The organism is Alpinimonas psychrophila (assembly GCF_014137865.1).
Taxonomy (GTDB): Bacteria; Actinomycetota; Actinomycetes; order Actinomycetales; family Microbacteriaceae; genus Alpinimonas; species Alpinimonas psychrophila.
The window spans coordinates 332,796-355,905 of record NZ_JACGWU010000001.1; the positions used below are offsets into that span (position 1 = coordinate 332,796).

21 protein-coding genes are annotated in these 23,110 nt (G+C 58.6%); 12 read left to right on the forward strand and 9 right to left on the reverse strand.

Going from position 1 to position 23,110, the window contains the following annotated elements:
- Positions 1-31 precede the first annotated feature (31 nt).
- The 6 genes from FB555_RS01525 to FB555_RS01550 form a co-directional block, all read right to left on the reverse strand.
- Positions 32-961, reverse strand: coding sequence for an alpha/beta fold hydrolase (locus FB555_RS01525; RefSeq protein WP_182483680.1), 930 nt, complete (start codon positions 959-961; stop codon positions 32-34).
- Between the two features lie 63 nt (positions 962-1,024).
- Complete coding sequence (locus tag FB555_RS01530) at positions 1,025-1,747, reverse strand: FadR/GntR family transcriptional regulator (RefSeq protein ID WP_182483681.1); 723 nt, start codon at positions 1,745-1,747, stop codon at positions 1,025-1,027.
- Positions 1,748-1,752: 5 nt separating this feature from the next.
- Complete coding sequence (locus FB555_RS01535; protein ID WP_182483682.1) at positions 1,753-2,541, reverse strand: 3-oxoacyl-ACP reductase; 789 nt, start codon at positions 2,539-2,541, stop codon at positions 1,753-1,755.
- A gap of 29 nt (positions 2,542-2,570) precedes the next feature.
- Positions 2,571-3,929 carry an aldehyde dehydrogenase family protein gene (locus tag FB555_RS01540; protein WP_182483683.1) on the reverse strand — a complete coding sequence of 453 codons (1,359 nt, stop codon included), beginning with the start codon at positions 3,927-3,929 and terminating at the stop codon, positions 2,571-2,573.
- The gene (locus FB555_RS01545; protein WP_220475731.1) at positions 3,926-4,717 is read right to left on the reverse strand and encodes a gamma-glutamyl-gamma-aminobutyrate hydrolase family protein; all 792 of its coding nucleotides are present in this window, start codon (positions 4,715-4,717) and stop codon (positions 3,926-3,928) included. The genes FB555_RS01540 and FB555_RS01545 overlap by 4 nt, the downstream gene beginning before the upstream one ends.
- A gap of 1 nt (position 4,718) precedes the next feature.
- Positions 4,719-6,086, reverse strand: a complete 1,368-nt coding sequence (locus FB555_RS01550) for a glutamine synthetase family protein (RefSeq protein WP_182483684.1) — start codon at positions 6,084-6,086, stop codon at positions 4,719-4,721.
- 226 nt (positions 6,087-6,312) lie between these two features.
- Here FB555_RS01550 and FB555_RS01555 point away from each other — a divergent pair, with 226 nt between their 5' ends.
- From FB555_RS01555 to FB555_RS01565, 3 genes are all read left to right on the forward strand, one after another.
- Positions 6,313-7,854 (forward strand): amino acid permease, encoded by a 1,542-nt coding sequence (locus tag FB555_RS01555; RefSeq protein WP_182483685.1) that lies wholly within the window; start codon positions 6,313-6,315, stop codon positions 7,852-7,854.
- 102 nt (positions 7,855-7,956) lie between these two features.
- The gene (locus tag FB555_RS01560) at positions 7,957-9,363 is read left to right on the forward strand and encodes an aldehyde dehydrogenase family protein (RefSeq protein WP_182483686.1); all 1,407 of its coding nucleotides are present in this window, start codon (positions 7,957-7,959) and stop codon (positions 9,361-9,363) included.
- Between the two features lie 163 nt (positions 9,364-9,526).
- On the forward strand, positions 9,527-10,918 hold the full coding sequence (locus FB555_RS01565; protein WP_343046368.1) for an aspartate ammonia-lyase: 1,392 nt from the start codon (positions 9,527-9,529) through the stop codon (positions 10,916-10,918).
- 82 nt (positions 10,919-11,000) lie between these two features.
- Here FB555_RS01565 and FB555_RS01570 read toward each other — a convergent pair whose 3' ends face one another.
- Together FB555_RS01570 and FB555_RS01575 are read right to left on the reverse strand one after the other, a co-directional pair.
- Positions 11,001-11,906: a fumarylacetoacetate hydrolase family protein gene (locus tag FB555_RS01570; RefSeq protein WP_182483687.1), complete on the reverse strand. Its 906-nt coding sequence runs from the start codon at positions 11,904-11,906 to the stop codon at positions 11,001-11,003.
- A 21-nt stretch (positions 11,907-11,927) separates the two neighbouring features.
- On the reverse strand, positions 11,928-12,428 hold the full coding sequence (locus FB555_RS01575) for a DUF6328 family protein (RefSeq protein WP_182483688.1): 501 nt from the start codon (positions 12,426-12,428) through the stop codon (positions 11,928-11,930).
- 200 nt (positions 12,429-12,628) lie between these two features.
- Here FB555_RS01575 and FB555_RS01580 point away from each other — a divergent pair, with 200 nt between their 5' ends.
- Complete coding sequence (locus tag FB555_RS01580) at positions 12,629-13,471, forward strand: aldo/keto reductase (protein WP_182483689.1); 843 nt, start codon at positions 12,629-12,631, stop codon at positions 13,469-13,471.
- 39 nt (positions 13,472-13,510) lie between these two features.
- Here the strand turns inward: FB555_RS01580 and FB555_RS01585 are convergent, their stop codons facing one another.
- The gene (locus FB555_RS01585) at positions 13,511-14,818 is read right to left on the reverse strand and encodes an amino acid permease (RefSeq protein ID WP_182483690.1); all 1,308 of its coding nucleotides are present in this window, start codon (positions 14,816-14,818) and stop codon (positions 13,511-13,513) included.
- Between the two features lie 40 nt (positions 14,819-14,858).
- Between FB555_RS01585 and FB555_RS01590 the strand changes: the two genes are divergently transcribed.
- The 8 genes from FB555_RS01590 (at position 14,859) to FB555_RS01625 (ending at position 23,103) form a co-directional block, all read left to right on the forward strand.
- Positions 14,859-15,233, forward strand: coding sequence for an FKBP-type peptidyl-prolyl cis-trans isomerase (locus FB555_RS01590; protein WP_182483691.1), 375 nt, complete (start codon positions 14,859-14,861; stop codon positions 15,231-15,233).
- Between the two features lie 3 nt (positions 15,234-15,236).
- On the forward strand, positions 15,237-15,920 hold the full coding sequence (locus tag FB555_RS01595) for an alpha/beta hydrolase (protein WP_182483692.1): 684 nt from the start codon (positions 15,237-15,239) through the stop codon (positions 15,918-15,920).
- 98 nt (positions 15,921-16,018) lie between these two features.
- Positions 16,019-16,255, forward strand: coding sequence for a hypothetical protein (locus FB555_RS01600; protein WP_182483693.1), 237 nt, complete (start codon positions 16,019-16,021; stop codon positions 16,253-16,255).
- A complete protein-coding gene (locus tag FB555_RS01605; protein WP_182483694.1) occupies positions 16,248-16,625 on the forward strand; it encodes a type II toxin-antitoxin system PemK/MazF family toxin in 378 nt (125 codons plus the stop codon). The genes FB555_RS01600 and FB555_RS01605 overlap by 8 nt, the downstream gene beginning before the upstream one ends.
- Positions 16,626-16,636: 11 nt before the next feature.
- Positions 16,637-17,677, forward strand: a complete 1,041-nt coding sequence (gene pheS, locus FB555_RS01610) for a phenylalanine--tRNA ligase subunit alpha (RefSeq protein ID WP_182483695.1) — start codon at positions 16,637-16,639, stop codon at positions 17,675-17,677.
- On the forward strand, positions 17,677-20,262 hold the full coding sequence (gene pheT / locus FB555_RS01615; protein WP_182483696.1) for a phenylalanine--tRNA ligase subunit beta: 2,586 nt from the start codon (positions 17,677-17,679) through the stop codon (positions 20,260-20,262). The genes pheS and pheT overlap by 1 nt, the downstream gene beginning before the upstream one ends.
- Positions 20,263-20,643: 381 nt before the next feature.
- Positions 20,644-21,654, forward strand: coding sequence for an IS30 family transposase (locus FB555_RS01620; protein ID WP_182484242.1), 1,011 nt, complete (start codon positions 20,644-20,646; stop codon positions 21,652-21,654).
- Positions 21,655-21,864: 210 nt separating this feature from the next.
- The gene (locus tag FB555_RS01625) at positions 21,865-23,103 is read left to right on the forward strand and encodes an MFS transporter (protein WP_182483697.1); all 1,239 of its coding nucleotides are present in this window, start codon (positions 21,865-21,867) and stop codon (positions 23,101-23,103) included.
- The last annotated feature ends 7 nt before the right edge of the window (positions 23,104-23,110 follow it).

Below are 23,110 nucleotides of genomic sequence, written 5' to 3' on the forward strand. Positions count from 1 at the left end.
TCGCGATCGACGTCACGATCCACCGGCAAACCTAGAGTGCGGTGTCCCAGAAGGTCGCTAACAGTTGGGCGCTAATGTAGGAACGATCGGCGTGCGCGGAGTGACCGGCATTGGCGATGACCCAATACTCGGCATTCAACGCCTGCGCCATTTCGCGTTGCCACTCAATCGGCCACGCGTCATCTTGCGCGCCGTGGGAAATCAGCACGGGAAGGCCGGTCTCCGTTCGTATCTCGGCCAGTGCTTCTGTACGGTCCTGCTGGGTTGCGAGAATCGTGAGGGCAGCCTCGAGCTGGGCGGGGTTGGTCGCCATGAGGCGATCAAAATAGTACTGTTCGATATTATTGAGGGTCCCGTTGAGGTCGGCATCGGGGTCAAGACCTGCATCGGTTCGGTCTTTCACCCAGAGGGCTCGGGGACCTTGGGTATGCAGGGCCTTGATCAGGCCGGCGAAATCATCATCCATTTTCTTCGGACCGGAGTTCCACAGGGTCAACGATGCAAATTGCGTGGGGTGCGTGAGGATGGCCTCGGTCGCCACGACGCCGCCAAAGCTGTGGCCCAAAAGATGAACGGGAGTCGAGGCGAAGCCGAGCTCATCTAGGAGGACGATGATGTCATTACCCAAAGCGGACAACGGATAGTCCTCAGGGTGTGACGGCCCTGACGAGCCGGGCTGGCCGCGCTGAGAGAACGTGATGCACCGGTATCCGCGCTCGGCGAGAAACCCCATGATGGGGTAAAACGTTGCCTGTGAGCTCGTAAAACCGGGCGTGAACAGGACGACGCCGCGTTCAGCAACACCATTCGGCGGAGCGAGCAGTGTCGTTGTGAGCGTGACATTTTCGGTCGTACCTATGAGGGGGACATCGCGAATGACGGCGTGGGCCGGAATTTGCTGATCTAGGGTAATTCCCTGGGCTTCGAGGTCTACTGCTGAAGGAGGATTCGCCCGTGTCATGGTTCAATGCTACGCACCAAAATCAGATGTGACGACGCAAAGATTCAGGTGATGCTTGGGCTATTAGGCCAAGAATCCCCGAAGGAGAGACGCCGAACCCGACACGTGGTCACGCATCGCCGCTTCTGCCCCCTGCGCGTCACCGGTCAGAATCGCCAGCACAATTTGTTCGTGCTGTTCGTTGGAGTGCGCGATGTTGGGAGAAAGCAGGGGGATGCCGTCCAATAATTCGTTTATGCGCATTCGACAGTGGGCAACCTGGGCCAGAAGGGTGGAGGAACCGGTCAGCTCCGCTATGAAGAGATGAAGGCGCGAATCGAGTCGGCGATAATCCGAATCATTCGCCGTGCGACTTTCTCCCAATACGGCCCAGAGTTGCTCCCGCTCCGCCGCTGAAAGAGCCCGAACGCTCGCGTGCCGCGCGGCACCGGTCTCAAGAATTTCGCGGAGCACGAGAATGTCGGCAATCTCGGCGGGCGTGAAGTGTGTGCGGGTAAGGAGTTCGCCGTCCCGCCCTAACGTAATTGCACCGGAGGGAACAACGTCTACAACGAATGTTCCGCCGTATCTCCCGCGACGAACAACGAGATAGTGGGCGTCGACCAGCGAAGAAATTGCCTCCCGAACAGTATCGCGGCTGACTTCCAGCATGGCCGCCAACTCACGTTCGGGGGGCAATTGGTCACCAGGCGAAGCCAACCCTAAGCGAATCGTTTGCAAGAGTCGCTCTATTGTTTCCTCGAAAGCGTTGCCCCCGCGCACGGGGCGAAGAAGCAGTTCTTTCATTCTCGTTATAGGGGAGTGACGTAGGCCGCGGAAATTCCACCGTCCACGAGGAATGTTGATCCGGTGATGAAGGAGGAATCATCGCTGGCCAAAAACGCTACCGCGGCCGCGAGCTCCGAGGGCTTGGCAAATCGGCCAATGGGAATGTGGACAAGGCGGCGCTGGGCACGTTCCGGATCCTTCGAAAATAGCTCCTGCAAGAGCGGAGTGTCAGCGGGACCTGGGCACAGAGCATTGACGCGAATCCCTTGGCGTGCAAACTGAACACCAAGTTCACGACTCATCGCTAGAACGCCACCTTTGGAGGCGGTGTAGGAGATTTGCGACGTGGCGGATCCGAGAACCGCAACGAAAGAGGCGGTATTAATAATGGAGCCGCTTTGCTGGCGAACCATGTGGCGAAGGGCCGAACGGCAGCACAGGTAGACGGACTTCAAGTTGACGTCTTGTACTTTTTGCCAAGCTGGGAGCTCGGTAGTTTCGATGGAGTCGTCTTCTGGGGGTGATATTCCGGCATTATTGAAGGCGATATCAACGGAACCGTAGACCTTGTAGGCGGTGTTGAAGAGATTGTCGACTTGATCCTCTTCGGTTACGTTGACCTGCACGAATAATCCGCCCACGGCCGCGGCGGCCTTCTCGCCTGCGGCGACATCCATGTCGCCAATAACGACGATGGCCCCTTCCGCCGCAAAACGCTGGGCGGTGGCAAAGCCAATACCGCTCGCGCCCCCGGTGATGACCGCTACCTTGCCGGCCAAACGTTGGGTGAGATCTATTTTTTCAATGCTCATAATGGCTCTCTTCTTGGGTGAGGGTGGGGTTAGTCGGCGGGAATAAAGACGTTTTTTGTTTCGGTGAAAGCAAGCGCGGCATCGGGCCCCAACTCGCGCCCCAACCCCGACTGCTTGAAACCGCCGAAGGGCGTGTTGTAGCGAACGGAGGAGTGGGAGTTCACTGAAAGGTTGCCCGACTCGACACCGCGAGCGATTCGGAGCGCGCGGCCAACATCTCGGGTCCAAATCGAACCGGAGAGACCATAGTCTGAGGCGTTTGCCAAGGCAATCGCGTCATCGTCATCGTCAAAGGGCAACACGGTGACGACGGGACCGAAGATTTCCTCTACGGCACTGGGATGCAATCGAGAAGTCGGCGTGAGTACGGTGGGAGCGAACCAGTAGCCGGCCCCGCTGGGGGCCGAGCCTTGGAACGCAATGGGGGCATCGTTGGGCACAAACGACGTGACGCTGTCGAAGTGTGTTTTTGAAACCAAGGGCCCCATTTCGGTCGCCTCATCGTTCGGGTCGCCAACCTTCACGCCCTTAACGGCGGGTTCCAAGAGCTCCATGAATTTCTCGTAGACGTTTCGATGAACCAGGATGCGACTCCGAGCGCAGCAGTCTTGGCCGGCATTTTCAAAGACTCCGTAGGGAGCGGCAGCGGCGGCTTTTTCGAGGTCGGCATCGGCGAAGATAATGTTGGCGCTTTTGCCGCCGAGTTCAAGCGTCACGCGCTTGATCTGGTCGGCGCATCCGGCCATGATGTGTTTACCGACCGCTGTCGAGCCCGTAAACACAACCTTTCGAACGGTTTTGTTTGTGACGAAGCGTTCGCCCACAACTGATCCTCGACCGGGAAGAACTTGAAAGAGGCCCACCGGCATTCCGGACTTCAGTGCCAGCTCTCCTAAGCGAATGCTCGTCAGCGGCGTCCACTCGGCAGGCTTGAGGAGGACGGCGTTTCCCGCGGCCAGTGCAGGCGCAAAACCCCAGGAGGCAATGGTCATGGGAAAATTCCATGGCGTGATGATACCGACCACACCGAGGGGCTCTTGGAACGTGACATTGAGACCACCGGCCACGGGAATTTGCTTGCCGAAGAGTCGTTCGGGAGTGGCGGAGTAGTACTCGAGAACGTTGCGCACGTGCTCCGCTTCCCAGCGTGCTTGGCTGATGGGATGACCCGAGTTGCGCACCTCGAGTCGGGCCAAGTTCTCGGTGTCGCTATCCACGGCATCGGCAAATAAACGGAGCGCGGCAGCGCGATCGGCGGGATTACGGGCGGCCCACTCCTTTTGCGCGATGGCTGCCCTCGCAATGGCCTCGTCCACCTGCTCGAGGTCGAGGTGCTCGATCGTCTCGCCGACTTCTTCCGTGGCGGGATTGATGATGGTGTAACTCATGAGGGACTCCCGGATCGTGAAGTGCTGGCAGAGGTTTTAGCAGCATGGGTTTTTGCGGCGTAGGTTTTAGCAGCGTCGACGAGCCCCTCGAAAAGACGAATGTCATCGAGGCGTTGTTCCGGATGCCACTGCACGGCAAGCCCGAAGGGAACGCCTTCCAGTTGGATGGCTTCAATCACGGCATCGCTCGTTGAACCCACGACCGTGAGCCCAGTTCCTAACACGCCGATCGCCTGGTGATGGTACATGTCACCGGCCACGGGCTCCGTTGAGCCAAGGACTGTTGCGAGCAGGGAATCCTTGGCGACCTCCACATCCACGCTATTGAACTCCGCCTTGCCCTTTTGATACGTGTCGGCGCCAATCACGTCGGGGAGGTGCTGGATCAGGGTGCCGCCGCGGTTCACGTTCAATATTTGAGCGCCTCGGCAGATTCCTAGGAAGGGAACGCCTCGAATGATGGCGGCACTGAGAAGTTCGTCCTCGAGGGCGTCGCGGTCAGGACGGGGATCGTCATTCTTGGGATGAGCTTCTTGGCCATAGCGCGCAGCATCGACATCTTTGCCGCCGCAAATAATGAGGCCATCGAGGCCATCCAGCATGCGGTTGGCGATGCCGGCATCGACGGGCTGGGGCGGAATGAGCACAGCAATTCCGCCTGCTAAGTTCACTGCTTCAAAATAGATCTTCGGTAAAAAAGCAGCCTGAACATCCCAGACCCCGGTCGTAGCCTGCTCGAGGTAGGTCGTGAGGCCGATCATCGGCCGAAATGATGGGGCAAGGGTCATGTTAGAGCCTTTCAAAGCCACGGATGCGTTCCCAATCGGTCACGGCACTGTCATAGGCGGCAAGCTCGACCCGGGCATAGTTGAGGTAGTGATCGACGACCTCGTTGCCGAAGGCTTCGCGGGCAATGGCCGATTGTGACAGCAGGGCTGCCGCCTCACGAAGGGTCGTGGGAACGCGCGGGGCGTCTCCAACGTAGGCATTTCCCTCGGTGAGGGGCTCAAGTTCGAGTTCGTTTTCGATGCCGTGGAGGCCGGCGGCAATGAGAGCTGCAACGGCGAGGTACTGGTTGACATCGCCGCCCGGCACGCGCTGTTCTACTCGCATCCCTGGGCCATGCCCCACTACCCGCAAGGAACACGTGCGGTTATCAAGACCCCAGGCCACAGCCGTGGGGGCAAAGCTGCCGTCTACGTAGCGCTTGTAGGAGTTGATGTTGGGGGCGAAGAACATGGACAGTTCGCGCATCGCGGCGATTTGACCGGCGAGGAAGTGCCGGAACAGCTTGCTCATGCCGTGCTCGGCAGTTTTGTCCGCGAAGACGGGAGTACCGTCGGTTCCCTGCAGACTGATGTGAATGTGGCAGCTGTTGCCTTCACGCTCGTTGAACTTGGCCATAAAAGTAAGGGACTTGCCGTGTTTCTCGGCGATGACCTTAGCACCGCTCTTGTAAATCGAGTGGTTGTCACACGTGACCATGGCCTGGGCGTAGCGAAAGCCAATCTCCTGCTGGCCCAAGTTGCACTCGCCTTTGACGCCTTCGCAGTACATGCCGGCGCCATCCATGGAGTTTCGAATATCGCGCAGCATCGGTTCCATGCGCGTTGAGGCTAGTAAGTCGTAGTCAATGTTGTAATCGGTGGCCGGGCGCAGATCGCGGTAGCCCTTGGCCCACGCCTCGCGGTACGTGTCATCGAAGACGATGAACTCCAGTTCTGTAGCAACAAAGGGAACGAGGCCGTGGACGGCCAACCGATCAATCTGGGCCTGCAAAATTTGGCGCGGTGACTGCACGACGGGTTCGTGATCCAACCATTTGAGGTCGGCGGTGACGAGGGCAGTGCCGGGTAACCAGGGGGCCAACCGCAGTGTTGAGATATCGGGAATCATCTCCATGTCGCCGTAGCCACGTTCCCAGCTCGAAATTTCAAAACCAGTAACTGTATTCATCTCAACATCAACAGCAAGGAGGTAGTTGCAGCATTCTGCACCGTGATCGAGCGTGTCCTCCACGAAAAGTCGCGCCGAGATGCGCTTGCCGACGAGGCGTCCTTGCATGTCGGTAAAAGCCACGATGACGGTGTCGATTTCTCCGTTAGCGACGAGCGCTTTCAGAGCATCGGGGGTCAGGTATCCGGATGCGCGTGTCATGTTGCCTCTCTGCGTTGAGGTTGGGATTCCCACCATTAGAACACAGCTCGGTCTCGAATCACACCATTTCTTGCTCAAGTAGCCAGCGGAGTTAACACAAAGTTTTTGCTAAAGGTAGTTACATCGAGCAAATAGAGCTCTATAGTCATTCCAAGGAAACTCACAGCGTTGTGTGCTCCAGCCTCCCTGGAGTAATCAATCAACCAGAGCGAAAAGGAAAACTTTTATGTCCAAAGACACCTTGAAAGTCTCAGGGGTGACGTACACCACTGCTGAAGCTGGCTATTTCGAGAAACGCACTCTTAAGCGTTCCGCCGGAATCTGGGGCCTGTGGGGTCTCGCCGTTGCTGCGGTCATTTCCGGAGACTTCTCCGGCTGGAACTTCGGTATTGCGTACGCCGGCTTCGGCGGCATGCTCATCGCCTTCATTCTCTTGATCGCAATGTACTACGGAATGATTTTCTCCATCGGAGAAATGGCGTCGGCTATGCCCCACTCCGGCGGCGCTTACTCCTTCGCTCGATCGGCAATGGGGCCGTGGGGCGGATTCGTTACGGGTCTCGCGGAGACCATCGAGTATGTCGCGACGACGGCGGTCATCGTCTACTTCTCAGCCTCCTACGCTGACTCGATCACCTCCACGTTGCTTGGTTTCACCATGCCGCTATGGATGTGGTGGATCGTCTTGTACGTGGTCTTCATTGCGCTGAACGCTGCAGGCTCTGCCATTTCGTTCAAGTTCGCGATTGTCGTCTCCATTATTTCGTTGACAATCTTGGCAGTGTTCTCCGTCATGGCCCTCACCTCGGGCAAGCTCGACTGGGCGTCACTGTGGAACATAACTCCGGATGCTGGCCAGACGGCGTTCTTGCCTCACGGGATCACGCCCATCCTGTTCGCCTTACCGTTTGCGATGTGGTTCTTCTTGGGAATTGAAGAACTCCCCCTCGCTTCAGAAGAGTCGCACAATCCGGTTCGCGACATTCCCAAGGCAGGCCTCTGGGCCCGAACCACCCTCATCATCACGGGTCTCCTCGTCCTCTTCCTCAACACGGCACTGATCGGTGCCGATGCTGCGGGAACGGCCGGCGAACCACTTCTTGATGGGTTCCGCGTAATTGTGGGAGACCAGGCGGCGGCCATCCTGGCATTGTTTGCATTGATCGGCCTGTTGGCATCGCTCCAGGGAATCATGTTCGCGTACGGGCGCAACATGTACTCGCTTTCTCGTGCCGGCTACTACCCCAAGATGCTCTCCCTTACAGGTAAGCGCGAAACTCCCTACGTCGCTCTCATCGTCGGAGCGGTCATTGGTTTCATCGCCCTGGTAGTCGTCGACTCGCTCGGTGGCGCGGGTGGAGTTGCTGGTGCCATCGTGCTGAACATTGCTGTGTGGGGTGCTGTCATTGCCTACGTGCTGCAGATGATTTCGTTCCTGATTCTTCGCAAGAAGTTCCCGAACGCGAAGCGACCCTACGTCAGTCCTTGGGGCGTTCCCGGCGCCATCATCGGTGGCGTTATCTCGGTGGCCATCTTCTTCGGCTTCTTTATCAACGAGCCTGCTCGCCCGGCAATCGCAGCCATTGCTGTGGTTTACGTGGTGATGTTGCTCATCTTCGGTTTCTATGGCCGCAAGCGCCTCGTGCTTTCTCCTGAAGAGGAGTATGCCGTCTCCGGCGGGCTCCACGGAGACCCTCAGGCTGAGGGTTACGGCGGCAAAATTGAGGAAGAACTGTTGGCTTCGGACGGGGTTGACGGGGCAAAATAGCCGCCTTAGCTTCACTGCAGTAATCAGGGGGTCGGGCCATCGAGGTCCGGCCCCTTTTGCGTGTCCCCAAGAGTCTGGGCGCGGGAGCGTAAAGTATCGTGCATGACCACGCTTATCAAGAAGTCGGATGCCGCTACTGCGGTCCTTTCCCTGCGCGCAACGTTCGATTCTGGAGTAACAAAAAGACGTGAATGGCGTGAGAACCAACTCGGCGCATTACGCAACATGATCGTTGAGAACGAAAGCGTCTTGGAAGCCGCCCTTTTCTCCGACCTCGGCAAGAGCGCCACCGAAGCGCAGCTGACAGAAATTGGAATTGTCATCGGGGAGATCACGAACGCCCTGAAGAATCTAGGGGAGTGGCTCTCGCGTGAACGGGTTCGGGTTCCCCTAGCTATGATGCCGGCCCGGGCCTCCATCGTGAGCGAACCGCTGGGAGTCGCCTTGGTCATCGCCCCCTGGAACTATCCCCTCATGCTCGCTCTAGCCCCCGTGGTGGGGGCGCTCGCGGCAGGCAACTGTGTCCTCTTGAAGCCCAGCGAATTGAGTCCGGCAACCTCCGCCGCACTCGCGGCCTTGATTCCGGTCTATCTGGATACGCGCGCTGTGCATGTCATTGAGGGTGCGGCCAAAGAAACCGGCTGGTTGCTGGAACAGCGTTTCGATCACATCTTTTACACAGGCAATGGCCGAGTTGGTCGCATTGTTGCGGCCGCTGCGGCCGTCAATCTCACCCCCGTCACGTTGGAGTTGGGAGGAAAATCGCCGTTGTATATCGACGACTCGGTAGACCTTGAAGCCGCCGCCCAGCGCATTGTCTGGGCAAAGTTTCTCAATGCCGGTCAGACCTGCGTGGCCCCAGATTACATTCTGGTGAGTGCATCGATTCAGGCGGCCCTCGAAGCCCATTTCGTGGCGGCAATCGCCTCCTTGTTTGGCGCTGAACCGGAGAAGAGCCCTGACTATGGCCGCATCGTCAATGGAGCCCACTACGACAGGCTTGTCGAATATTTGAGCGACGGTCGCGTCGTCGCTGACGGTCGCTGCAACCCCGACACGCGTTTCATTCCGCCCACCATTCTCGCCGATGTTGAGAGGCGCGCCCCGATCATGGCGGAGGAAATTTTTGGCCCCGTCTTGCCGATGATCACAGTGGAAGGCATCGATGACGCGATTGCCTTCATTTTGACGCTCGACAAGCCGCTTGCACTTTACGTCTTTTCAGATGATGCTGCGGTTCGCAAGGCCTTCCTCGAGAGGACCAGCTCAGGAGCCATCGACTTCAACACGGCCGTCATGCACCTGAGCGTCCCTGAGCTGCCGTTCGGTGGCGTTGGCGCCAGTGGCATGGGCTCTTACCTCGGTAAAGGATCCTTCGATACCTTCAGCCATCGCAAAGCGATCTTTTCCAAGCCGTTGCGGCCCGAAACTCTGAGGCTCATTTTTCCGCCCTACACGGAGGGCAAGAAGAAGTTCATTCGCGGCATGTTGCGGCGACTTTCGTCCTAGACTCGGGACTGTAGCCGCCGCCGAATGAGCGACGTCGCCTCTGGAGCCGATATCCGTGTTCGATGCCACCCCATCCACCAGGCCAATAGACACTCTGTCTCTTTCCTCCACCGATAGTGTGGGAAACTTTGCGGGGAATGCTCAAATACCCGTCGATCCGAGCGTGACCCGAACGGAAACCGACTCGTTGGGATCGCTCGAAGTTCCCGCAGACGCGTATTACGGGGTGCACACCGCACGGGCTATGGAGAATTTTCCCATTGCCAAGCGGCCCATTTCCGTTTTTCCTGAACTCATCATCGCGCTTGCCTGTGTGAAGCAGGCCGCGGCAAGGGCCAACGCCGAAATCGGCGTTTTAGATGAGCACAAAGCAAACGTCATTGATCACGTCTGCCAAGAGATCATTGAAGGCCATTGGCATGACCAATTCGTCGTCGGTGTGATTCAGGGCGGCGCGGGGACCTCGACCAACATGAATGCCAACGAGGTCATTGCAAATCGCGGCCTGGAGTTGATGGGGCACGCCAAGGGCGAGTACCACTTCCTTCACCCGATTGATGACGTGAATAGGTCTCAGTCGACGAATGATTCATACCCGACGGCCGTGAAAATTTCCCTTGCCTTCTCGCTACGCCACCTTCTTGAGGAACTGGGTCTTTTGCGGGACGCCTTCTTTGCCAAGGGGGTCGAGTTCAAGCATGTTTTGAAGGTCGGGCGCACGCAGATGCAAGACGCTGTTCCGATGACATTAGGACAGGAGTTTCATGGCTTCGGCACCACCCTCGGCGAAGATTACGACAGGCTGACCGAGACGATCTGGATGCTGTCCGAGGTGAACTTAGGCGCCACGGCGATTGGCACGGGAATTACCGCGGATGCACGCTATTCCGCCGTTGTCGTCAAATACCTCAGCAAAATCACCGGGCTCAAGCTCGAAACTGCCCCGGACCTGATCGAAGCAACGAGCGATGTTGGCGGGTTTATGTCGTTCAGCGGTGCTCTCAAACGCTCCGCCATAAAGCTCTCCAAAATCTGCAATGACCTTCGCCTGCTTTCCTCCGGCCCTCAAGCCGGGTTCGGCGAAATCAACTTGCCGGCACGTCAAGCGGGGTCGTCCATCATGCCTGGCAAAGTGAACCCCGTCATTCCTGAAGCCGTAAGTCAGGTGGCGTATGCCATTGTGGGTGCCGATGTTACGGTCACGATGGCGGCCGAAGCCGGCCAACTGCAGCTCAACGCCTTCGAACCCGTGATCGCCTACTCACTCCTTCAGAGCGTGAGCTGGATGTCGCAGGCCTGCCTCACCCTCCGCGTGAACTGCATCGACGGTATCACCGCGAACGTCGAACGGCTTGAGGGCATGGTCTCCACAAGTGTGGGGGTCATCACGGCCCTCATCCCGTTTATTGGCTATGGACCCGCCTCGGAACTCGCAAAGCAAGCGCTGAAGTCCGGTCGCCCGGTCGCAGATCTTGTGGTCGAGGCAGGCCTCATGACGCGCGAGGACGTGTTGCGCGAAATGTCGCCGGCCAAAATATCGGGCATGCAAGCGTAGGACTGACGTCCCGAAGTCCCCGACTTCTGAAGTCCCGAAGTCCTGACGTCCCGAAGTCCCGAAGTCCCGGAGACCAGAAGTTCTAGTTCTCGTGCGTGACGTGGCAGGTCGTTGAAATCGAGCCAATTTGCTCAATAGTGACCACGACGGTATCGCCTTCACCGAGCAAAACCTTCGGTTCGCGTGAGAACCCTGCTCCTGCCGGGGTTCCGGTCGAAATCAGCGTTCCTGCCTTCAGTGTGATGCCTTGTGAAAGGAAGCTGACCAACTCCGCGACCGAGCGAATCATCTTCGCCGAATTGCTGTCCTGAAAAACAACCCCGTTGACGGTCGTGAGGAGCCGCAGGTTTTGGGGGTCCGCAATCTCGTCAGAGGTTACGACAACGGGCCCCACCGGCGTGAATCCATCGAATGATTTGCAGCGGATCCACTGTTGTTCCCGAAATTGGATATCTCGAGCCGTAATGTCATTGACAACCGTGTACCCAAAAACGCTTTGGAGGGCCGTTTCTACCGTTGCGTTTTTGACATCGCGCCCGATGACGACACCGAGTTCAACCTCAAAGTCCACGGCGGCGCTCAGAGTTTCCGGCCAGGAAAGATCGTCTCCATCGGCGGCCAACGAGTTCGGCCAGAGCCCAAAGATTGTCGGATCGGCGGCGAGATCCAGCCCGAGTTCCGCGGCATGGTCAGCGTAATTCAAGCCAATCGCAATGATCGCCGGTGGGCGAAGAATGGCCGGCCCGACGGAAAACTCCGCGGGGGGAGTCAGGGAAGCGCCGCTCTTCAGGGCGACGGAAATGGTGTCGCGTACCCGGCGCTGCGTCACGGGGTCACTTTCAAGAAACTCTTGAAGGTCGCGGGGCGCCTCGTCGAGGAGTTCGTCAACAAAAAGTGCCCCGGTCAAAGAACCGTCAGCGGCACTGATAAGGGCGGCAAAACGAGGTGTGGCATCGGAAGGAGGGCTATAAAGATGTGAAAACCGCATACCTTCAAGGGTAACGGTGTATTAGCGGGGGAGACCTCGCAGTGCACGGTACGGAGTTACGACCCACGCGATTCCGATGCCGATGAAAGCGATGATTCCGGCGATGATTCCGGCGGACTCGTCAACCGCAATTGCGAAAACAAAGGCCACCGTTCCGGAAAGCACGAGCGAGATGACGACCAACGTCAAGCGAAGAATCAAATGCGTCGAAGCCACAATGGATGCCTTGGCTCCCGGGCGGCCAAAGACAGCTCGATGAAAACTCACTGGGGCAATGGCCAGCACTGTTGCCAAAACGGCAAGAATAACGAGGCACAGATAAAGAAGCTTTTCGCCCGCGGTGATGCTCTGGAAGAGCGGTTGAAGCACGAGGGAAAGTAAGAAACCCGTCAATATTTGAGTGCCGGTTTGGGCTACCCGAAGCTCACTCAGGAGCTCAGTCCAGCGCCGTTCAAGCCGAACCAAATCTGACTCGGTCTGCTCGGGGTCGTTCGCAAAATTTGGGTTTGTCATCGTACTCATAAAACTACTCACCGCCCGGGATCGAGGCAATGCCATCCAGATCAACCGGGCGATGAGTAAATCAGTTCTTTCAGTGTGCGCCACATATTTCGAACGCACAATGATTTTTTACATCCAAGGTCAAACGCACCGGGCCACGCGCACCGGGCCATGCGCACTCCGGCCAATGGAGATGTCGTCTCCCTCATTAGAATTTAGGAATGACCTCCTCCGGCACAATCCCTATTCGCACTCTCAACGACGGCCTTGTTCTTCCACAGATTGGCCTCGGCACGTACAAGTTGGTGGGTGATGAGGGGGTGGCATCCATTGTCGCTGGTATTCACAGCGGTTACCGCCTGCTCGATACCGCGGCAAGTTATGACAACGAGGGTGAGGTGGGGCGCGCAATCGGGGAGTCTGGTGTCGCGCGCGAAGACCTCATTATTACGACCAAACTTCCGGGGTCTGGGCACGGCTTCGACGAATGTATGAACGCGTTTGAGACCTCGCGAGCGAAGCTCGGCATTGACGTTGTTGACCTGTACCTCATTCACTGGCCGAACCCCAGTGTCGATCGTTACATGGATGCCTGGCAGGCCATGATGGAGCTCAAGGAAGATGGTCTGATCCGGTCTATCGGTGTGTGCAACTTCACCCAGGAACACCTCACGCGACTGATCGACGAAACCGGCATTGTGCCTTCTGTCAATCAGGTTGAACTTCACCCCTACTTTCCGCAGGCAGAGTTGCGGGCGTTCCACGCTACGCACAACATCGTCACAGAATGCTGGAGCCCCCTCGGAAGGGGAACAGATCTCCTCGCTGAACCTGCTGTTCTCGCCGCTGCAACGGCTCATGGTGTTAGCCCAGCTCAAGCAGTGCTGCGCTGGCACACCCAAATGGGGCTCATAGCGATCCCCAAGTCCGGCATGCCCAGTCGACAAAAGGAAAACCTCGACGTGTTTGGCTTCACGCTGTCAGAAGACGAAATGACAGCATTGACCGGTCTGGAACGTGGCCGACTCTGGGGCGGAGACCCCAACACCCACGAGGAGCTCTAAGCTTCACGCCCGAAGCTTCACGCGCTCAGGCTTGACGTTCTAACCCGCCATATCGCCATGAACGCGAAGAGTGCGGTGTTTCACGAGCCCCACCATCACGGCGACGAGAGCTATGCCGAGAGGCACATAGAGATTTGCCCAGGCAAGGGCGAGGAGTCCGGCGGTCATGACGGTCGCGATGACGGCAAGCCACCAAGAGAAACTCCAGCGGTCAAAGATGCGAACCGCGGCGACCATTCCGAGGGCATAAATCGAAATCATGCTCGAGAGATGAATAGGGATGAGGACCAACAGGTTAAAGTCTTGCGCCACGAGAACGCCAAAGAAAAAGACGGAGATCGCGAGAACAATCAGCAGGCTGCGCCGAGGCACCTCGTTGGCTTCGGATCCGGGGGAGAGGCACTGGGGGAGATCGCCATCGCGCCCCAGCGCCGCACCGAGTTTTCCCACGGCGGCGAGGTAGGCGTTCAGTACCCCGAGCGAGACAATGGCAGCGATACTGGCGATGATGACGGCGCCGGCTTTCGGGGCGGTTGCATCCACCAGCGCCAGCAGAGGAACCGTGCCCTCACCGGCTTTTTCGCCGAGAACGCCGACGGTAATCCACTGCAGCGCTAGGTAGGCGACGCCCACGACAACGAGGGCGATGCCGGTGGCAAGGGGGATAACTTTACGCGGATTTTTGAACTCCGCCGCGATGTGCGTGCCGACTTCCCAGCCGGCGAAAGCCCAGACAAAAAGGCTGATGGCCTGACCGATACCCGTTATTCCGTGGGGGAAGAACGGCTGAAAATTCCCCGGGCGCACGGCGGGCATCCCGTAGGCCACGACACCAATAACGACGACGATAAGCAATGCCGTGAGCCCCAATTGCACCCAGCCTGCCAGTCGCACGCCAAACAGGTTAAGCACAAAAGGGGGAAGGTAAATGACGGCCGCAACGATAAGCAATGCCGTTCGATCCGCGCCGATGATGGCCACAACGTACTCCGCACCCAGAACGGCCACTACGGGCATTCCGGCGGCTACCCCGAAATAAAACCAGTAGCCCGTCATGCGGGCGAACGTGTTGCCCATCGTGCGGCGAACGTAGCTGGCTACTCCGCCGGAATCGGGATACCGAGCAGCCAGAACGGCAAAAGTTCCGGCCAAGGGGATCGACAGAACAAAGACGGCCAGCACAGAAATGATGGATGCGGGCCCGGCAACACTCGCCGCCAACCCGGGGAGTACCAAGATTCCGGTGCCGAGCACGGAGGCGATGTACAACGCGGTTCCCTGGGCCAAACCGAGCGTTCCCACGTGTTGGGCGTTTACGCGGGAGTCTTCTCCAACGGGGTCGGTCACGGGGGAGCCATTCACAGCTCCACTCTGCCAGTATTAACGCATGACTGAATCCAAACTTACGAAGCCAGAAATCGATGCCCCTTCGGGCCCAGCCCCCGCCGAGCTCGAAATTGTCGACATGGTTGTCGGAGACGGCGCCGAAGCCCTCGCCGGCTCAACCGTTGACGTTCACTACGTTGGCGTCGAATACGAAACCGGCGAAGAGTTCGACGCTTCCTGGAACCGCGGTGCCTCCATCAACTTCCCTCTTCGCTCGCTCATTTCGGGGTGGCAAGAAGGCATCCCCGGCATGAAGGTCGGCGGCCGTCGCATGTTGGTCTGTCCTCCCGCACAGGCATACGGCCCCGCTGGTGGCGGTCACAACCTTTCCGGCAAGACGCTCATTTTCGTCATCGACCTTCTGGGTGTGAGCTAAAAAATGATCACACCGCCCATCGATAGCTCCGTTGTTCGGTGGTCGGTTCCTCGGAACGAGGTCGCCTCCGCTCTGGCCGATCGCCCGCTGCTCATCATGATGCACGGCTACGGTTCAAACGAGGGCGACCTCTTTTCGTTGGCACAGTTTTTGCCCCCGGAATTTGTCGTTGCGTCTCTTCGTGGGCAAAACGCCTCGGGTCCCGGCTTCACTTGGTTTCACATCACTCCTGACCCGATTACCGGCATGCTCAACCGGGATATCAACGAGGTCAACTCGTCTACCGAGTCATTGCTGGCGTGGATTGATGACCTCGAAGCTGAGGTGGGCGAACTTCCGAGCATCGCCGTGCTCGGGTTTTCGCAGGGTGGCGTCATGGCCCTTCAGCTGTTGCGCCATGCCCCCGAGCGTTTCAACGCGGGCATTGTGCTCGCCGGTTTTGCCGTGGATGACGAGACGCCGTCGGGTCGCGAGCGGGATGCCCGGCTCGCCGCCGTTCTCCCACCAGTCTTCTGGGCGCGCGATCCCCACGATCCCGTCATTCATCCAGACCTCGTCGCCTTCACACGCCAGTGGCTTCCGGAGCACAGCGATCTCGACGCGCGACTGTATTCCAACGTCGGGCACTCGATTTCGGTTGAAGAAATCGAAGACGTCGCGGAGTTCTTGCGCCTCCACGCGCTGTAATCCGACTCCGCGTAACGTGACAACACCTGCGAGCATAATGCTTGGCAAGAATCATCGAAGAGTATGCCTTTTGGTATACTCAAAGTATGACTACCGCAATGACGACGATTAAGGTCACGCCGGTGACCCGTGATCGGCTGAAGAGTCATGCCCAGCGCGCTAAGCGCACCATTAACGAGTACCTCGACATGCTGATCGATCTCGCGGATCGCGAACTTCGCTTCGACGCGCTGCGCGCGGCGATCGCCAACACGTCCGAGGCGGACATGCAATCTTGGCGTGAAGAAACAGAAATGTGGGAAACCGTGGAGCTAACGGATGCCGGTAATGCCTGAGCTCTCGCTGATCCCAGGCGCGATTGTCTGGGCGGATTTGGATCCCATACAAGGCAGAGAGCAGGGGGGCCGCCGGCCAATGCTGGTTGTATCGAGTGATATTCATCTTGAATTGGCGACCCGCCTCGTATCCGTTATTCCCATCACGAGTCGAAACCGGCGCTGGCCCAATCACATCCCAATTTCAGTGAATGCCGGTCTCGGTCAAGAGTCGTGGGCTATGACGGAGCAGGTGCGCACGATTTCGCGCGAACGCATCTCTTCTCGAGCCGGAACGATCTCGGCTCGTTCCTTGGCGGATGTGCGAATGTGGCTCGGCGATTTCTTAGGCTCGTCTTTCAGTACCGAGCTCCCGCACCGCACAAAGTAAGATTGGGTCTCGTGTCTGCCCCTATAGAAATCAACGAATCTGCCGTAAAAGCTGCTGTCAGTTCGGCGCTCGCCGCCATCGCCGTGGCCGCCGACTCCGCCGCGCTGAAGGTAGTGCGAACCGCTCACCTCGGTGAGGCATCCCCGCTGTCACAATTGAACGCGTTGATGCGCTCCGTAGCCCCCGAGGCCAAGGCCGAAGCGGGCAAATTGATGGGCCAGGCCAAGGGTCACGTTGCCGTAGCCTTTGCCGTGCGCGAAGAAGAGATTCTCGTTGTGGAACAGCAGGCGCAGCTTGCGGCCGAGAGTGTTGACGTAACCGCAGCCGCAAGTCGCTGGAGTGCCGGAGCACGGCATCCGCTGATGTTATTGCAAGAGAGCATCTGCGACGCCTTCGTGGGCATGGGCTGGGAAATTTCTGAGGGACCCGAGCTGGAAAGCGAGTGGTTCAACTTCGACGCCCTGAACTTTGATGAGGATCACCCCGCGCGCGCCATGCAAGACACCTTCTTTGTGGAGCCCGCTGAAGCGCACCTTGTTCTGCGCACCCACACCTCGCCCGTGCAGGTCCGCACCATGCTTGAGCGTGAGGTACCGATTTACATTCTGGCTCCCGGTCGCGTGTACCGCACAGACGAACTGGATGCCACGCACACTCCGGTCTTTACCCAGTTTGAAGGCCTCGCCATCGACAAGGGTCTGACCATGGCGCATCTGCGCGGCACACTCGAGCACGCTGCCCGCCTCATGTTTGGCGAGGGCGCCAAGATTCGCCTGCGCCCCAACTATTTCCCCTTCACTGAGCCCAGCGCCGAACTCGACGTGTGGCACCCAACTTTCGTTGGCGGTGCTCGCTGGATTGAGTGGGGTGGCTGCGGCATGATCAACCAGAACGTCTTGCGTTCGGCGGGAATTGATCCCGAGGTTTACTCGGGCTTTGCTTTTGGTATGGGCGTGGAACGCACGCTCATGTTCCGCAACGAGGTCGGCGACATGCACGACATGGTCGAGGGCGACGTTCGCTTCAGCCAGCAGTTTGGAATGGTTGTCTGATGCGTATCCCGTTGAGTTGGCTTGCCGAGTACGTTGATCTCGAGCCAGGAACGACCCCGGAGCAGGTTCACGCCGCCCTGGTGAAGGTTGGTTTTGAAGAAGAAGACCTGCACGATTTTGCACTGAGTGGCCCCATCGTTGTAGGGGAGGTTCTCTCGTTTGAGGAAGAACCTCAGAGCAACGGCAAGACTATTCGCTGGTGCCAGGTTCGAGTGGCGGCCGATGGTCAGAAAGCAGCCGATGGCGGGGATCCCGTGCACGGTATCGTCTGCGGTGCCGGCAACTTCTTCGTGGGTGACAAAGTCGTCGTTACCCTTCCCGGATCGGTCCTTCCTGGCCCGTTCCCGATTGCGGCTCGTAAAACCTATGGCCACGTTTCCGATGGCATGATGGCGTCGGCCAAAGAACTAGGCCTCGGCGAAGGTCACGACGGAATCGTTCGTCTGGCCGAAATGGGCGTGGACCCGGAGGTCGGCACCGACGCGCTCGAACTCCTGGGGTTGAACGACGCCGCCGTTGAAATTAACGTGACTCCCGACCGTGGCTACGCCTTCTCGGTTCGAGGTGTCGCCCGAGAGTACGCCCACTCCACTGGTGCCGCCTTCCGCGACCCAGCATTGTACTTGCCGGCGACCGGCGCAGCCCCTGTAGCCACCTCTTTTGGCACCGAGTTTCCCGTGACTATCGCTGATGATGCCCCCATTCGCGGGCGCGCGGGGGCATCCGCTTTCGTTACTCGTGTCGTACGCGGCGTAGATGCGACCAAGCCGACGCCACCATGGATGGTGGCTCGCCTCAGGCTGGTCGGCGTGCGCTCAATCTCCCTCATCGTGGACATCACCAACTACGTGATGTTTGAGCTCGGTCAACCACTGCATGGCTACGATCTCGACACCCTTTCCGGGGGCATCGTGGTGCGCCGGGCGACGGAGGGAGAGAAAATTACGACCCTCGACAACCAGGTGCGTAGCCTTTCTGTCGAAGACTTGCTCATTACCGACAATTCCGGTCCCATCGGTCTGGCGGGGATCATGGGCGGGGCCACCACCGAGATAACGGATGCGACCCACAACGTTCTGATTGAGGCTGCCAACTTCGATCCCGTCACTATTGCCCGTTCCGCTCGGCGCCACAAGCTCCCCTCGGAGGCGTCGCGTCGTTTCGAGCGCGGTGTCGACCCCGAGGTTGCCGTGGTTGCGGTTGGCCGGGTTGCGCAATTATTGGTTGATCTCGCGGGCGGAACCATTGACGACGCCGGCTCGAACCTCAACGCGTCTGTAGCGGCATCCGCTATCGAACTTCCGACCGGTTTCGTCTCTGGCCTGATCGGCTACGAATACACCGCCGATCAAGTGAGTTCCTCGCTGAGTGAAATTGGGGCAACGCTCACGTCTTCCCCAACGGGGCTCAGTGTCACCCCACCGTCCTGGCGCCCCGACCTCACCGACAAGTGGACACTGGCCGAAGAAGTTGCCCGTATCGTCGGCTATGACCTCATTCCCGCTGTCCTGCCGGTTGCCCCTCCCGGCCGCGGCTACACGGTGGCCCAGCAGGTTCGCCGCCGCGTGAGCGAGACCTTGGCCGCGACCGGACACACGGAAATCTTGAGCTACCCGTTCCTCGACGAGACCACGAATAACCTCTTCGGCGATGCTGTCGCGGCGAGCATCCCGCAGGTCACCCTCGTGAATCCGTTGGATAGCGAGCAGGGCAACATGCGCACCTCGCTGCTTCCCGGATTGCTGGCAACGGCCGCGCGCAATCGATCCCGCGGGCTCACCAGCGTGTCGCTGTTTGAGACCGGTCTCGTGTTCCTGCCGGCCGCTGGGGTTACCTACGGTCACGGCTTGCTCGCCGGTGCCGTTCGGCCCACCTCCGAGCAGGAAGCCGCCCTCCACGCCGCGATTCCTCCCCAGCCTCGGTTCGTCTCCGGGGTTCTCATTGGTGATGCTCTCGAGCGCCAGCCCGGCCAGAAGCCGGTTGCTTTCGATTGGCAGGATGCGCTTGCCTCCATCCAGCAGATTGCGTTGGCCTCGGGCGTGAAGCTCGCCGTTCGTCAGGGAGCGCATCGGGCATTCCATCCTGGTCGCACGGCTGAGATCGTGATTGCGAGTTCAGCGAATAACGTTTCGAATAACGGTTCGAATAACGGCTCGGATGAGGTCGTCGGCTTTGCCGGTGAGCTCGTGCCATCGGTCACCGAGGAGTTCCACTTGCCGCGCGTTGTGGCCGCCTTCGAGATCAACCTCGATGTGATCATCGCGCACGCTGGGGTTCCCCATCGGGCGCATGATATCCAGACCATGCCCGCGGCCACTCAGGACTTGAGCCTGGTTGTCGTCTCGACGGTGCCTGCCCGCGATGTCTTGGCTGCCGTCATTGAAGGCGCGGGAGATCTTCTCGAAGATGCCCAACTCGTCGATGTCTACGAGGGCCCCGGCGTCACCGACGGCTCGCGCTCCCTTACCTTTGCTCTCAGATTCCGTGCCAAGGACCGCACGCTCACGGCGGCCGAGGCAACGGTGTCTAAGGATGCTGGCGTTGCCCTGGCTCATTCCCGTTTCGGAGCGACCCTCCGCGAGTAGCAGCAGCCTCCACGTGGCGCGAGCCTGTCCATATCTCCGGCCTGCCCTTGGCGGGCTGTCTAGTGTTCTGCTTCTCGGGCGGTGGCGAGACGCCACGAACGACGGCCGAGACCCCACGAAATCCGACCCGGGAAGAGTCATGACGCGTCCAAATACCACGAAATCCGGGTTGCCAAAACGCGGGTCCAAGCGGTCAATGCAACACCTGAGAATTGAAGGGTGTTGATTGATATCGCGGATCCATATTCTGAGCGGATGCTCGGAAACGTTGTCCACAAGTTATGGGACTTGAAACAGGCCGGGCTTTCAGCTGAAGACATAGGTCCTCTTATCGGTTGGAATGCCTCGACCGTGCGCAAACACGTGAAGGAGAACGGTGGCATGCGCCCCCGATGGGGGCGCAATCTGAAGGGCCGATCTTTGACGATGGGAGAACGCCAAACGATTTTGGCGTTGCACGCGACGCAGGGCATTCGAGCGATTGCCCGCGAGTTGGGTCGTTCACCGTCAACGGTCTCGCGGGAGTTGAAGCGACACGCTGCCGCGTATTCCAGTCGTCGGGCAACAACGGCTCATGCGCGGGCTTTCGAGAATGCTCGGCGTCCCAAGGTCGCTAAGCTCACCACGAATGAAGCTCTCCGTGAACGCGTTCAGGCGGACTTGAAACAATGTTTCTCCCCGGAGCAGATCTCTGGCCGCCTGCGACGAGACTTCCCAAACGATGCGGAGATGCAGGTGTCACACGAAACGATTTACCAATCCTTGTATTTACTGGCCCGCGGGGGCCTTAAACGCGAGCTGGTAACCCAGTTGCGAACGGGGCGGACCACGCGTCAACCCAATAGGCGACCGGGCGAGCGTCGAGGAAAAATCCCGGACATGATCATGATTGTTGACCGCCCGCCTGAAGCCGCTGATCGGGCTGTTCCCGGGCATTGGGAAGGCGATCTCATCGTTGGCAAAGACATGAAGAGTGCTATCGGCACCGTCGTTGAACGTCGCTCCGGCTCTGTGATCCTTGTTCATCTACCCCCGGGCCAAAACCGGGTTGAATCCGTCCGTGACGGGCTTATCGAAAAGATGGGTGCTCTCCCTGATCAGATACGGCGCACCCTGACCTGGGACCAAGGAAAAGAAATGCACCGCCACAAGGAAGTCAGTATCGCCGCCGATATCGATATCTACTTCTGTGACCCTCACTCGCCTTGGCAGCGCCCTACGAACGAAAACACTAACGGGTTACTTCGACAATATTTTCCCAAGGGCACTGACCTGAATATTTATTCTCAGGATGACCTTGACCGTGTTGCTTTTGAAATGAACGAACGCCCCCGCAAACGATTGGACTTCGCAACCCCGAATGAGATGATGACGGAACTACTGTTGCGCTGACCGCAAGAATCCGCCAAAAAATAAGTCGGATTTCGTGTGGTCTCGATGAAGGGATCAACAACTGGGTCGGATTTGGTGGTGTTTCGACGCAAGGCACCGTGCTGGATAACTCTTTCATCGTGAAGTAACTCACAACCAGCCTGGCACAGAGGGGCCGACGGCACTTTCGCTGACTCCAAATGCAGCTCGTCCGCGAGTAGCATCTTTGGCATGAGCCTAAAACGGCCGCGCTGGTTGAGTCGCAACGTCTGGACGTTGTCGTGGGTGTCGTTCCTGCAAGATGCCGCCAGTGAAATGCTGTATCCGATCATGCCGATCTTTCTCTATAGTGTTTTGGGAGCTCCCGCCGCTGTTGTCGGAATCATTGAAGGACTGGCCGAGGGCACCGCCGCCACGACCAAACTCTTCAGCGATCAGATCAACCGTTTTTTGCCGCGCAAGGTTGCCGTCTTTCTTGGTTACACGGGGGCGGCGGTCGGCAAGGTCATCATCGCCCTGTCGTTCTCCTGGCCCGTCGTTCTTCTCGGACGCGTAACGGATCGCTTTGGCAAGGGACTGAGATCCGCCCCTCGTGACACCATTCTGTTTCTCGGCACACAGCGCAGCGAAAGAGGACGAGTCCTCGGATTTCACCGCACGGCCGATACCTTGGGCGCAGTGGTTGGTCCAGCGCTAGCCCTCCTTCTTCTGAGCTTGTTTGATCAAAACCTCAGAATCATCCTGTGGATAGCAGTCATCCCTGCCGTGATTTCGCCCATTCTTGTTCTGCTCGTTAAAGACAGCGAGAAGCGACCTCCGCGCGCGACGCCGGCCACAATCACACCCCCACCCACAACTAAATTCTCATCCGCCACAGTGCCCGCCACAGCGTCTCCCTCTGCCCGATTGCCCGCCCCGCTGGCCCGTCTCATCACGGTGCTCAGTGTTTTTTCTTTGGCTAACTTTCCGGATGCCCTGATCCTTTTGCACTTGAGCCTGCAGGGATTCTCGGTCACCTCGGTGGTCGGGGCTTACCTCATCTTCAATATCTCGTACGCTCTGCTCAGCTTTCCCGCGGGTGCGCTGGCCGACCGTTTTCCGCCGCAATTCGTTTATGCGCTGGGCCTGGCTTGCTTTGCTATCGCCTATGGAGGGCTTGCTCTCACCTCCGATCCGGCCGTAGCGATTGCCTTGGTTATTGTGTATGGCGGGTTTGCCGCAGTCAACGACACGGTCGGAAAATCGTGGGCGTCCAAGCTTGCTCCCGAACACCAGCAACTTCAGGCGCAGGCCCGACTGCAAGGATTCGCTGGTTTTGCGATTCTGTTGGCGTCCATCTGGGCGGGCCTTCTGTGGGAGATGGGCCCGGGGGATGGCATCATCCCGCTGGGAATCTCTTCGGCCGTCGCCGTCGTTGCCGGTATCTACATTGCGGTGTTTACGCCGCGGATGAAGGCGGGAGACACCTAAGCACCGC